The following is a 13077-nucleotide window of genomic DNA, read 5'->3' as shown; positions in this document are numbered from 1 at the left end:
GTTTAAACGCGCATCTTTTCCGAAAACCGTTTCACACTTTTCGGGGTGCGCTCTGGAGGATAGCTAGAATGCGCATTTTTCTGTTTGGAGCCGGTTATTCTGCGAGAGCCTTTTCCCGCCTGATGACCGGAGAGGCAGAGCGCATCGATGGCACCACCCGCAACGAGCAGAATTTCCCCCTCCTCGAAAAATCCGGCATCGCACCGATCATCTTCGACGGAGAAACCGCCTCGCCTGATCTGATCGACCGCCTTGCAAAATCAACCCATGTCGTCATTTCGATTTCGCCGCGCGAAAGCGGCGATCCATCGCTTGCAATTGTTGAGGAGGCTTTACGCCGCCCCGGCAATACCATTCGCTGGATCGGCTATCTCTCGACGGTAGGTGTTTACGGAAATCATGACGGCAACTGGATTGATGAAACAGCACCTTTAGCCCCGACATCGCGCCGTTCGCTTGAACGTGTGGAAGCGGAAAGCGCATGGGAAGCACTAAGCGAACGCCATGGCACACCGGTAGCACTTCTGCGTCTGTCGGGCATCTATGGTCCAGGCCGCAATGCATTCGTCAATCTGGAACGCGGCACCGCGCGGCGCATCATCAAGGACGGTCAGGTCTTCAACCGCATCCATGTGGATGATATCGCCGGAAGCCTGCGTTTTCTGGCAGGCACCAATAGTGGTGGCGCCTTCAACATCACCGATAGCGAACCCGCCCCGCCACAGGATGTCGTCGCTTATGCTGCCGAGTTGATGGGCGTTGCCATCCCGCCGGAAATTCCATTTGAACAGGCTGACCTCACGCCAATGGGACGCTCATTCTACGGCGAAAACAAACGCGTCTCCAACCTGCGCATCAAGGCTCTGGGCTATGATTTTATCTATCCTGATTACAAAGCAGCCTTTTCGGCCATGTGGCAGGATGATCATTGGCGCTAACACATGCCCCCAAAAGTGGACGTCAGTTTTGAGGTGAAGGCTGCGTAAAATGAGTAGTTGATTGCCGTTCTGGCGAACGCAAAGCATAATCCGGCCCATCAGCTCGAATGATTCGAGCAAAAGTTTTATGGAAAATTGCCCATGGCAAAGAGATCCAGCTCGAAATTCTGGTCGCGACTTGTTCTTGCAACCTGTCTTGCCACAATGATTGCACCAGACTTTGTCCCGCAAGCTTTGGCGCAGGATGCCCCTGCCAAGCAGGCATTCGGCAGCAAGAAACTTCCGGTTTTGGCGCAGTCGCCGCAATCCATCGGCTTTTATGCCAAGGGCTGCCTTTCAGGTGGCGTTGCCCTCCCAATCGATGGCCCCAACTGGCAGGTCATGCGGCTTTCGCGCAATCGCAACTGGGGGCATCCGCGCACCATTGGCCTTCTGGAAAAACTATCCCGCGACGCCGCAAAAGACGGGTGGCCCGGCCTGCTGGTCGGCGACATTTCACAGCCACGCGGCGGTCCAATGCTGACAGGTCATGCTTCGCATCAGGTTGGACTGGATGCCGATATCTGGCTGACGCCGATGCCAAAGAAGCGCTTCACCGATGCAGAGCGTGAAAGCGTCTCGGCTGTATCCATGCTGAAGAAGGATTCGCTTTACGTCGATCCGCAGAAGTGGACGCCAGCGCGCACAGCACTCATCAAACACGCTGCCAGCTATCCGGAAGTTGAACGCATCTTTGTGCATCCCGGCATCAAGAAACAGCTTTGCGATACCGTAACAGGAGACCGCAGCTGGCTTGGCAAAGTGCGCCCATACTGGGGCCATTTCTATCATTTCCACGTCCGACTGCATTGCCAGCCGGGATCGCCCGATTGCAAACCGCAGCCAAAAGTGGCGGCGGGTGACGGCTGCGACAAGTCGCTGGCATGGTGGTTTACAGATGAACCGTGGAAGCCTGCAAAGCCATCCAAGGAGCCGCCGAAGAAGCCAAAGCCGGTCATGGTGTCGGATTTGCCAAAGGCCTGTGCAGCGGTGCTGAATGGCCCGTCGCCGGATTCGATCGCGGATGTTATCTATGGTGCCAATTAACGCATGTCGCGGAAAAGTGGGAACCGGTTTTCCGGTAACGACATGCGTGGAAATAAAGAGATAGAGCGGGCGCAATGGCTACTATAAAATGCGACACGCTCTAGCATCTGTCAGAAAACATGCTTTTCACGGACCTATGGTGTCGCTATAGGTTTCAAACGATTTAGAACACAAATGACAAGGTTATCAATCTCATGACGGAACGTCTGCGCATTGCCCTGATCGCTCATGATCTGAAGAAGGACGAGATGGTCGCCTTTGCGCGTACGCATGAGAAAGCCTTGTCTCACTATGATATTGTCGCCACCGGCACCACTGGCGGTCTCATTCAGGAGGCTTGTCCTTCGCTGAATATCCATCGCGTCAAAAGCGGCCCGCTTGGCGGCGACCAGCAGATTGGCGCAATGATCGCGGAAGGCACGGTGCAGGCCTTGATTTTCTTCATCGATCCGCTCTCACCGCTCCCTCACGATGTCGATGTGAAGGCCCTCACCCGTCTCGGCAGCGTCTATGACATTCCGATGGCGCTGAACCCGGCAACAGCCGAAAAGCTGGTGCAAGTGCTGGACTAATAGAGCCACTCTGAACACGCCCGCAAACAATAAGAACAGTCGAAGCAGCAAGGCAGACCATGATTAACGCTGGCCAGAGTTTCAAGTTTCCCGTCCTCGTCGGCGATATTGGTGGAACCAATGCGCGCTTTGCGCTTCTTGTTGATTCTCATGCAGAGCCTAAAGAGTTTCCGGTCGTCCAGACCGCCGATTATGCAACGATAGACGATGCAATCGAACAAACGGTGCTCAACCACACTTCCATTCGTCCCCGTTCTGCTATTCTGGCTGTTGCAGGCCCGGTCGATGGTGATGAGATTGATCTCACCAATTGCGATTGGGTTGTCCGCCCGAAACAGCTGATCGCCAATCTCGGATTTGAAGACGTAACCGTCCTCAATGATTTTGAAGCGCAGGCGCTCGCCGTTGTTTCAATTGAAAAAGAATATCTGCATCAGATTGGCGGAAGCGAAGAAGAAGTCGTTGCCACACGCGTCGTGCTCGGCCCTGGAACGGGCTTAGGCGTTGCAGGTCTTGTGCGCACCAGAACCGCATGGGTTCCCGTTCCCGGTGAAGGTGGCCATATCGACATCGGCCCACGCAGCGAGCGTGACTATCAGGTCTTCCCGCATATCGAAACCATCGAAGGCCGTGTAGCGGCCGAACAGATCCTCTGCGGACGCGGTCTGCGCAATCTTTATCTCGCAATCTGCGCTGCCGATAAGGTGGCACCTGTTCTAGATACACCACCCGATATCACTGCAGCAGGTCTTGATGGCAGCAATCCTCAGGCTGTCGAGACGCTTGAACTCTTCGTGACCTATCTTGGCCGCATTGCCGGCGATTTGGCCCTCATCTTCAAGGCACATGGCGGCGTCTATCTTTCAGGCGGCATTCCCCAGCGCATCATGTCTGCGCTGCAGGCCGGATCGTTCCGCGCAGCCTTTGAAGACAAGGCTCCGCATACGCATTTCATGCGCGATATTCCGGTACGCGTCGTCGTTCATCCGCTGGCAGCCCTCAGCGGTCTTTCGGCTTTCGCACGTACTCCTATGCGGTTTGAGGTTGCCACCGATGGCCGCCGCTGGCGCGTCAGCTAAGCGGCTTCGCTTTCTCAGGCATGGTCAAGCGACAAAGATAACGCTATAGAAGCGCTGCAATGAAAACACTCATTGCAGCCTTTTGTCGTTTCCAGTCCAAAAGGACGCGCGAAAATGCATGATCAACGACAGCCAGCGGCTGCTAGATAAAAAGCACTTTGCCCGTGAGCCTATTCAAAAAGAAAAAAAACAAGATCGACCCGAGCGAAGCCACCCGCGTCATTCGTCGTATGCTATCGGAAAACGGAAGCCAGTATAAGGCGAGCTATGCGATTGCCATCGCTGCTTCGCTAATCGTAGGCGTTTCCAATGGTGCGCTTGCTTATCTGATGAAGCCGATGATCGACAAGATTTTCTATGAACAGAAGATCGGTCTTATCTGGGTTATCTGCGGCGCCATCCTCGGAATTTTCGTGCTTCGCGGACTTTCAAGCTATGTTCAGGCGGTCGAGCTGGCCAAGATTGGCAACAATCTGGTCGCGCGCTATCAGAAGCGTATCTTCGATCACCTGCTCAAGCTCGGGCTGGATTTCTATAATGATACACGCTCCGGCCATCTGGCAGCGCAGATCAATCAGAATGTGAATGGCATCCGCGATCTTCTGAACATGACGATCACCTCGATTGCGCGCGATTTCGTCGCGCTGATCGGGCTGATCGGTATGATGTTCTATACCGATCCGTTTATGTCTACGGTTGTCTTCCTCGTAGGCCCGCCACTTGTGCTGGCGGTTGCCTATATTTCGCGCCGTATCCGGTCCGTCACACGCGATCTGGTGCATCTCAATTCCCATCTTCTGGGCGCAATGCAGGAAACTGTGCAGGGCATTTCCATTGTGAAAGCCTTCACCATGGAAGATCAGCTGCGCGGCAAGATCAGCACGCTGATCGATCAGGCTGAAAACCGCAGCAACAAGATCGCCCGCGTTTCCGAACGCACGACACCTATTGCCGAAATTCTTGCGGGCTGTGCTATCGCAGGCGTTTTGGCCTATAGCGGCTATAATGCGATCCTCAACCAGCAGCCTCCAGGTGCGATGTTCGCCTTCATCACGGCTCTGCTTCTTGCCTATGATCCGGCACGCCGTCTGGCACGTCTGCAGGTCGGTCTTGAACGCGCCCTCGTTAATGCACGCATGATCTATGAAGTGCTGGATATTGAGCCCAATCAGGGCGATGCGCCTGACGCCAAGGCGCTTACGGCTGGCCCCGGCGAGATCGATTTCAAAGACGTGCGCTTCTCTTACAGCGACATCGCGCCGGTTCTGCATGGCGTGAGCTTCACAGCCAAAGCGGGCGAAACCACAGCGATTGTCGGCGCTTCGGGTGCAGGCAAGTCCACACTGATCAATCTCGTGCAGCGGTTCTACGATGTCACCGGTGGGCAGATTCTGTTCGACGGACAGGACATCGCCAAAGTGACAAAGGAATCGCTTCGTCACTCCGTGGCCTATGTTTCGCAACAGCCTTATCTGTTTGAAGGAACGATTGCCGACAACATCCGCTATGGACGTCCGGATGCAACGCAGGAAGAAATCATCAAGGCGGCAGAGCTTGCCAACGCGCATGAATTCATTCTCCAGCAACCACAGGGCTACGATACACCTGTCGGTGAAAACGGTGTTACTCTCTCAGGCGGTCAGCGGCAGCGCCTTTCGATTGCCCGTGCAATCGTGCGCAATGCTCCGGTATTGCTGCTCGATGAAGCGACATCCGCACTCGACAACGAGTCAGAAAAACGCGTGCAGCAGGCGCTTGATCACATCATGCAAGAGCGCACGACCATCGTCATTGCGCACCGCCTTTCCACCGTCGTCAATGCCGACCGCATCGTTGTCATGGAAGCCGGTCATGTGGTTGAAGAAGGTCGTCATAACGATCTCATCACGATACCCAATGGTGTCTATGCCCGCTTCTACCAGCTTCAGAGCGGCAAGGACGACATGCTGATCGCAAACACTGTTACAGAGGAAAAATCCAATGGCTGATAGTGCAGAAATCGGGCTCGTTGTTGTGGGCGCAAATGGTCGAATGGGACAGGCTCTCATTCGCGCCATCCACGCAATTGACGGAGCACGTCTCACTGGCGCCATTGCGCGTCCCGGCTCGCCATTTCTGGGCAAGGATGCGGGCGAAGTAGCAGGAGTGGGCAATCTCGGTGTCGCGATTACCGATGATCCGCTGCCGGTTTTTGCAAAGGCGCAAGGCGTGCTCGACTTCACCACGCCAGCGACAACGCTCAACTATGCAGGCCTCGCAGCACAGGCACGCATTGCGCATATTATTGGCACCACGGGTCTTTCGGTCGAAGACGAAGAAAAGATCCGCGCCGCAGCGCGTCATGCCACAATCGTCAAATCCGGCAATATGAGCCTTGGCGTCAATTTGTTGTCCGGTCTCATCAAGAAAGCAGCACAGGCGCTCGGCCCTGAAGATTTCGACATCGAAATCCTCGAAATGCACCACAAGCACAAGGTTGACGCGCCTTCCGGCACCGCCCTTCTGCTTGGTGAAGCAGCAGCGCAAGGTCGCGCTATCAATCTCGCAGAAAAGAGCGTGCGCGTACGCGACGGTCACACCGGCCCGCGTGAGCAGGGCACAATCGGCTTTGCAACCCTGCGCGGCGGCTCGGTTATCGGTGACCATGAAGTGATTCTTGCTGGCGAAGGCGAGCGCATCACCCTCGCCCATCATGCTCAGGACCGCACAATCTTTGCTCGAGGCGCCGTGAAAGCAGCTCTTTGGGCACATGGAAAGAAACCCGGCCTTTATTCCATGCTCGATGTTCTCGGACTTAACGACTAACTAACAATTATCCCAACGGAGTGCTGCGATGTCTCGTACCCTCGTCCTGGTCCGCCACGGCCAAAGCGAATGGAATCTGAAGAACCTTTTTACCGGCTGGCGCGATCCGGGCCTTACCGAACAGGGCCATGCCGAAGCCAAGGCTGCGGGTCAGCGTTTGAAGGCCGCTGGCCTCAAGTTTGACCTCGCATATACTTCGGGTCTGTCGCGCGCGCAGGTCACATGCCAGCACATTCTTGACGAGCTCGGCCAGTCCGACCTCGAAACGATCCGCGATCAGGCTTTGAACGAACGCGATTACGGCGATCTTTCCGGCCTTAATAAAGACGACGCACGCGAAAAGTGGGGCGAAGAGCAGGTTCACATCTGGCGCCGTTCTTACGACGTCCCTCCTCCAGGCGGCGAAAGCCTGAAGGATACCGGCGCACGCGTCTGGCCTTATTACCTGCACACCATCCAGCCGCATGTGCTGCGTGGCGAAACCATCCTGGTTGCAGCCCACGGCAATTCGCTGCGCGCGCTCATCATGGCGCTCGATGGCCTGACACCGGAAGAGATTCTCAAGCAGGAACTCAATACCGGCGTGCCAATCATCTACAAACTGAACGCCGATTCGACCGTCGCTTCCAAGGAAGTGCTTTCTGCATAATGATTTTTCGGGCGCGGCTGCAATTACGCACCGCGCCTGATCTCTGTTTTCATCTCGGTTCCCCGGCCTTTTTCAGCCTTCACGACAGGAATGTGAAAAAAAGCTGATTGAAGTGCGAAATCGTGATTGACAGAGACAGGCCGACCCCTTAGATCGGTCCTCGTCGCCCAGATGGCGGAATTGGTAGACGCACCAGCTTCAGGTGCTGGCGCTCGCAAGGGCGTGGAGGTTCGAGTCCTCTTCTGGGCACCATTTCCAAGTCTTCAGACCACTACCAAGGTCCAGAAGCACCCCAAAAAGCCCGCGCAAGCGGGCTTTTTTGTTGCCTGTGTTTGCCCATTGAGCCAAGCGCCAAACGGTTCGGCAAAGACCGAAATCAGATCTCATTGCGCAAACACATAAGCGTGATCTGAGCTACTCCAAACCAGAATGAAACTGAAAATCAACGGTTTCAAAATAGACCACGCATCGGGTGGGTTTGGATGAAATCATGGCCGTATATGGCACATGAATGGTAGCGATTTGTTCTTCGATAGAGCATTTCGAAACCGCATTCTTTTCACTCAAATGACAAGCTTTCCGGCGTCCCTCCCAACGGGCGGGTTTCCCGAACGCTTGAGTTCGAAAACCATAGGAAATGAAAATATGAAGAAGCAGACACTCTCCCTCATCGCTGTAATGCTTATTGCTGTGGCAGCAGCGGGATGTCAGTCGACGGACAACAAGACACGCGACTGGGGCAACAACAGGTCGGACGCACCTAGCCGCTCGGCAACTTCACAGTCCATGTAAGGGATTGGGCTACGCCGCGCGCGTGGCTACAGTCGTAAAATGAAAAAGGCCGGCAAATTGCCCGGCCTTTTTTACGCTGTCATCAGTGCTGGTACATCCGCAGTCACGACAACAGCTATAACGCCATAGTGAGCGTGATTGGTTAATAAATGGTTAACGAACAATGGCTTCGTAATCTCGCAATGCTTTGGGCCTTGCCACATACGAGAACTCCGCGCATCCTTCATTCAAGAATTGCGATTTGAAGGACAAATCAGATGGAGCAACCTGCCTATGACCTTGAGTTTGGGGAGATGATCCGCTGGCTCCGCGAGCATGGGCTTATTCTGCAGTCCGATCTTGAAGGCAATGCCGAACTCTCTACGCGCGCAGAACGGTTGGGTCGCAAACGTCGGCGTGAGGCAGAACAGACAAAACAATAGTGGGATTTACAGGCTCAAAAACAATAATCATATCAAGCCTGGGACGAAGCAAAATGGGGAGAAGAATGCGCCATAAGGGCTTGCTGGATTTTGGCAGAAACGGGCTGTTTTACCGGTTGTTTCTAGTGAGCGCGATCTGCGCGATCCTGAGCAGCGTATTGAGCCAGAATGGGGAGATTCCGTTCTGGCGCTGGGTTCATTATCTAACCAAACCAACCGCGACACTGCTTCTGCTTTTCGCAATTCTGAACGCCCCTCGTCTCAACTCCAAAACATACGGATTTGCAATCGCGCTTGGGCTTGCATTTGCAGCCGCTGGCGACTTTTTCCTGATGCTACCCGGTGAATATTTTCTCACTGGTCTGATTTGCTTTCTCATAACTCATTGCATTTACATCTATGCACTGTGCCGAAAGACGCGCTTTGCAGAAAGCAAACTCGCCTTCCTGATCTTTGCAGTGCTCGCAATTTCGATCATTGTGGGTCTGTGGGGCAAATTGCCGTCAGCCATGAAAATCCCCGTTGCCATTTATGCGTCAGCAATTGGCATCATGGCGGCTCAGGCCTTTAGCCGTGCGCTTTCGACAAGCCCCGACACCGCGGTACGCTATGCCGCATGGCTTGCCGCTGCGGGCGGCATTTTCTTCATGGTGAGTGATACGCTGCTCGCATTCAATCGTTTTCACACGCCTATTCCGCTCGCGGGCCTCTGGGTTCTCACCACCTATTATGTGGCGCAGTTCCTTTTCGCGCGCTCAACAGAGAGTTTTGCCTATGAGCGCTGATCAGCCTGCTTCGCCACAATACCAATTGCAGGCGACATTAAAGCGTTTGCGACAAAGCTGGCTGGATGATCGACCAGCCTATGAGCAACGCATCGATGATCTGCGGAATCTGCGTAGAGTTCTCCATGAGCGTCTTGAGGAGATGGCACACGCCATCAATGCCGACTTTGGCAATCGCTCGAAACATGAAACCTTGCTGGGCGAAGCCAGCGTTGTCTTCGCCGAAATCGATCACGCACTGCATCACCTGAAACGCTGGATGAAGCCACAACGCCGAACCGCAGGCTGGAAACTGTGGCCCGCAAAAGCCGAGCTTCGTTTTGTACCTCTTGGCGTGGTTGGTATTATTTCGCCATGGAATTACCCGGTCAATCTTGCGCTGGCGCCGCTGGTGGCAGCGGTCGCCGCTGGCAACCATGTCTTTCTGAAACCGTCCGAGCATACGCCACACACATCAGAATTTCTGCGCAAACTGATCGCCGACGTCTTTCCTGATGATCGGGCAACGGTGGTACTTGGCGATGCGCATCTTTCCGCTGAATTTTCATCGCTGCCTTTCGACCACCTGTTCTTCACCGGCTCGACTGCCGTTGGTCGCAAAATCATGAAAGCGGCAGCCGAAAACCTCACACCCGTAACTCTGGAGCTGGGTGGTAAATCGCCTGCCATTATCGGTGAAGGAGCCAGTCTCAAACGCGCCGCAAGCTCCATTGCTACAGGCAAATATTTCAACGCGGGTCAAACCTGCATCGCGCCTGACTATGTGCTGATCCACCAAAGCAAACGCGATGCCTTCGTAACCTTACTGCGCGAAGAAACTCGCAAGCGATATGGCGAGGGATCAGCGCAAAGCGACCGCACGACGATCATCAATGATGCACAATATGCGCGCCTGTCCTCGTTGTTGCACGATGCAGAGGATAACAGCGAAGCAATCGTTCCGCTGATGGATGCACCAACTTCACAAAGCCACCCGCGGCTGATGACGCCCGCAGCAATTCTGGAGCCCGGTCCGACCAGCGCAATCATGCGCGAAGAGATTTTCGGCCCCCTGCTTCCGATTATAAGCTATCGCTCAATTGATGAGGCAATCGCTTATGTTCTCAATCATGAGCGGCCACTGGCGCTTTATTGCTTCAACGACAACACAGCTGAAATCGAGACGGTGCTTTCTCAGGTCGTTGCAGGCGGCGTGTGCATCAATGACACGCTCTATCATTTTGCATGCGGAAATCTGCCGTTTGGTGGCGTTGGCCATAGCGGCATGGGGCATTACCACGGCAAAGATGGCTTCCTGACCTTCTCGAAAGCCATGCCAGTCCTGACCAAATATACGCCTGCAGCAACGGACTTGATCAAGCCACCCTATACTGGACTTGTTGACCGGATAATCCGTTTCATCACGCGATGAGCTGAACTGAAAACAATCTTGTCAGCAATCTGTGATCCAACACTACTGTTCAAACCGCAAAATGACCTATTTAAAAGGATATCCAAAACGGCACGAGGTAGCGGCGGGTGAAGAAAAAGAAAACACCAGGTCGAATTTCTACAAAAATATTGACGGCTATCCGTAATCGGCCCGGCTTCCGACCGCTGCATACCAATGTTGCAGACGGCGACATCGTGATCGCCTCCTACAATGTCCATAAATGCATTGGTGTGGACAAGATCTTCGACCCCCAGCGCACAGCCGACGTTATCAGCGAAATCGATGCCGATGTGATCGCTCTGCAGGAAGCAGACAAGCGTTTCGGCGAGCGATCCGGCCTGCTGGACTTAGGGCTGCTTGAGCGCCGCCACGGTCTTGTTCCCGTACCGATTACATCGACAATGCCCAAAGGCCATGGCTGGCACGGCAATGTTTTGCTGTTTCGCGAAGGTGTTGTGCGCAATGTGCGCCAGCTTGCTTTGCCAGGGGTAGAGCCGCGCGGCGCACTGGTTGCCGACCTGCAATTCGCATCCGGCCCTCTGCGCGTAATCGCAGCACATCTGGGGCTTTTGAAGCGCTCTCGCGAACAGCAAGCGGAAAGCATTCTTTCCGCATTGCAGGAAGCCGACACCCTGCCAACGCTGCTGATCGGCGACCTCAATGAATGGCGTATCGGCAAACGATCCTCACTGGCATCGCTCATGCCGGTGTTCAACCATGTATCAACTGCAGTACCCAGCTTTCCATCCCGCTTTCCAGTATTTGCGCTGGATCGCGTTCTTGGAACGCCGCATAATCTGGTAACGGCTGTAGAGGTTCACAACACACCGCTGGCGCGCATGGCTTCTGACCATCTTCCGATCAAGGCGCATCTCGATCTTAAAACCGCAGCGCAGGTCCTCGAAGAATTCAATCCTTCACTGCTGACCAGCAACTCAAGTTCAGGCAGCTAAAAAGCCTTAAAGATAAGGCGATCCGAGCCAGATGATACGGTCGATCAGTCGTTCGTAGAACGGGCGGTTTTTGAGACGGGTTAGGTTCACTTCCCGGCTGCTGTCGATCACCTTGCCGATACGTTCTTCGACTTTCAGCGCAATCTCGCGATCCAGAATTTCGAGATCGACCTCAAAATTTAACCGCAGCGAACGGGCGTCAAGATTGGATGAGCCGACATAGGACCACGCACCGTCAATCGTCATCAGCTTGGAGTGATTGAACGCGCCCCCTGCCCGCCAGATACGACAGCCACCTTTCAGCAACTGATCGAATTGCGCGCGCATGGCGCGATCCACCAGCTTGAGATTATTGACCCCCGGAACCACCACATCAACCGACACACCACGCCGGGCAGCAGTGACCAGCGCACTGATAAGTTCGCGGTCTGGCAGGAGATAAGGCGACATGATCAGGATGTGCTCCTGCGCAATCGAGAAGGCGCCCATCATCATGCGATGATTGGTTTCAATGTTCTTATCTGGCCCCGAGCCGACCACGCGGATGAGCTTGCCGGTTCCCGGCGGATCTTTGGGTGCTGCAATGCTCCAGGCGTCACCGGTCAGCAATTCGCCTGTTGCAAAACGCCAGTCTTCCGATGCGACATGGAAGAGATCGGCAATCGCCGGACCTTCGACGCGGAAATGCGTGTCAAACGCAACCGCATCGCCAGCGATAGCTTTTACAAAGCCTGCACGAATATTCATGCCGCCGGTAAAGGCCAGCTTGCCATCGACGATCAGGATTTTACGGTGGGTGCGCAGGTTTGCATAAGGCAGACGCAGACCCATAATGATATTGCCGTTGAACACATCAACAGCCACACCATTTTCCTTCAGCAGATTAACGATGCTGGGAATGGAATAGCGCGCGCCGACAGCATCCACCAATACACGAACTTCGACACCACGCTTGACGGCATCACCCAGCGCATCGGCAAATTGCTGGCCGATTGCATCACGGTCAAAAATATAGGTTTCAAGCATGATGCTGCGTTCAGCTTTGCCGATAGCATCCAGCATTGCCGCATAGGCTTCATCACCGGTTTCCAGCATTTCTATGCTGTTGCCGCTGGTAAAATCATAAAGGCTGACAGTGTCGCCAAGAATTTTCATCGCCCCGAACTGACGTCCGAAGGCCGCGCGCACGAGATCATTGGTCGTGTCGAAATGCGATAAATGATAAAGCGCAATATTGCCCATATTATCGCGCTGATGTCCGAGGGTGCTGCGCCGGATACGGTTCACACCTGCCAGCGCATAGACAACCGCACCGACGATTGGCGAAAGCACAATCACGCCAACCCAGCCGAGCGCGGTCCGCACCTCATCCTTGGTCATTGTCGCGTGGATAGCTGCAATCGCTCCCAGAACGATCGACAGAACAGCCAGGATATGCGGCCAATAGTGCGAAACCAGATCAAACATCAAACTGACTTTAAGCCAAAAAAAGTTTTTACTGCAAAGACATACCGTGTTCTGGCTCTTACACCAACAGGAGATTTTTGGGCGAGTTCAAGCCTCG

At 54.4% G+C, this 13077-nt stretch carries 13 protein-coding genes and 1 tRNA gene; 13 read left to right on the top strand and 1 reads right to left on the bottom strand.

Annotated features, from left to right (window positions below; genetic code table 11):
* Positions 1-68 precede the first annotated feature (68 nt).
* From RT142_RS18570 to RT142_RS18510, 13 genes are all read left to right on the top strand, one after another.
* Positions 69-938, top strand: a complete 870-nt coding sequence (locus RT142_RS18570) for an SDR family oxidoreductase (protein ID WP_007876435.1) — start codon at positions 69-71, stop codon at positions 936-938.
* A gap of 141 nt (positions 939-1079) precedes the next feature.
* Entirely contained in the window at positions 1080-2024 is a 945-nt protein-coding gene (mepA, locus tag RT142_RS18565; protein WP_007876437.1) for a penicillin-insensitive murein endopeptidase, read from the top strand.
* A 194-nt stretch (positions 2025-2218) separates the two neighbouring features.
* Positions 2219-2596 (top strand): methylglyoxal synthase, encoded by a 378-nt coding sequence (locus tag RT142_RS18560; RefSeq protein WP_112805460.1) that lies wholly within the window; start codon positions 2219-2221, stop codon positions 2594-2596.
* A gap of 59 nt (positions 2597-2655) precedes the next feature.
* Positions 2656-3675, top strand: a complete 1020-nt coding sequence (locus RT142_RS18555; RefSeq protein WP_313030617.1) for a glucokinase — start codon at positions 2656-2658, stop codon at positions 3673-3675.
* Between the two features lie 164 nt (positions 3676-3839).
* Positions 3840-5663: an ABC transporter ATP-binding protein gene (locus RT142_RS18550; protein ID WP_313030615.1), complete on the top strand. Its 1824-nt coding sequence runs from the start codon at positions 3840-3842 to the stop codon at positions 5661-5663.
* A complete protein-coding gene (dapB, locus tag RT142_RS18545; protein WP_105518870.1) occupies positions 5656-6480 on the top strand; it encodes a 4-hydroxy-tetrahydrodipicolinate reductase in 825 nt (274 codons plus the stop codon). Before RT142_RS18550 ends, dapB begins: the two co-directional genes overlap by 8 nt.
* 28 nt (positions 6481-6508) lie before the next feature.
* Positions 6509-7129: a 2,3-bisphosphoglycerate-dependent phosphoglycerate mutase gene (locus RT142_RS18540; protein ID WP_064321000.1), complete on the top strand. Its 621-nt coding sequence runs from the start codon at positions 6509-6511 to the stop codon at positions 7127-7129.
* 165 nt (positions 7130-7294) lie between these two features.
* A tRNA-Leu gene (locus tag RT142_RS18535) sits at positions 7295-7381 on the top strand.
* 393 nt (positions 7382-7774) lie between these two features.
* Positions 7775-7921, top strand: coding sequence for a hypothetical protein (locus tag RT142_RS18530; protein ID WP_153222981.1), 147 nt, complete (start codon positions 7775-7777; stop codon positions 7919-7921).
* A gap of 257 nt (positions 7922-8178) precedes the next feature.
* Entirely contained in the window at positions 8179-8343 is a 165-nt protein-coding gene (locus RT142_RS18525; protein WP_153222983.1) for a hypothetical protein, read from the top strand.
* Between the two features lie 65 nt (positions 8344-8408).
* Positions 8409-9128: a lysoplasmalogenase gene (locus RT142_RS18520; RefSeq protein WP_007876454.1), complete on the top strand. Its 720-nt coding sequence runs from the start codon at positions 8409-8411 to the stop codon at positions 9126-9128.
* Positions 9118-10539, top strand: a complete 1422-nt coding sequence (locus RT142_RS18515; RefSeq protein ID WP_313030609.1) for a coniferyl aldehyde dehydrogenase — start codon at positions 9118-9120, stop codon at positions 10537-10539. The genes RT142_RS18520 and RT142_RS18515 overlap by 11 nt, the downstream gene beginning before the upstream one ends.
* Before the next feature lie 107 nt (positions 10540-10646).
* Positions 10647-11513, top strand: coding sequence for an endonuclease/exonuclease/phosphatase family protein (locus tag RT142_RS18510; protein ID WP_079212233.1), 867 nt, complete (start codon positions 10647-10649; stop codon positions 11511-11513).
* Positions 11514-11519: 6 nt separating this feature from the next.
* Here the strand turns inward: RT142_RS18510 and cls are convergent, their stop codons facing one another.
* A complete protein-coding gene (gene cls / locus RT142_RS18505; RefSeq protein WP_007876457.1) occupies positions 11520-12980 on the bottom strand; it encodes a cardiolipin synthase in 1461 nt (486 codons plus the stop codon).
* Positions 12981-13077: the final 97 nt, after the last annotated feature.

Origin of the sequence: Brucella sp. (assembly GCF_032066345.1) — a bacterium.
Classification (GTDB): Bacteria; Pseudomonadota; Alphaproteobacteria; order Rhizobiales; family Rhizobiaceae; genus Brucella; species Brucella pseudogrignonensis.
Note: the sequence above shows the minus strand (reverse complement) of the source record. Positions and strands in the feature narration are given on the sequence as shown.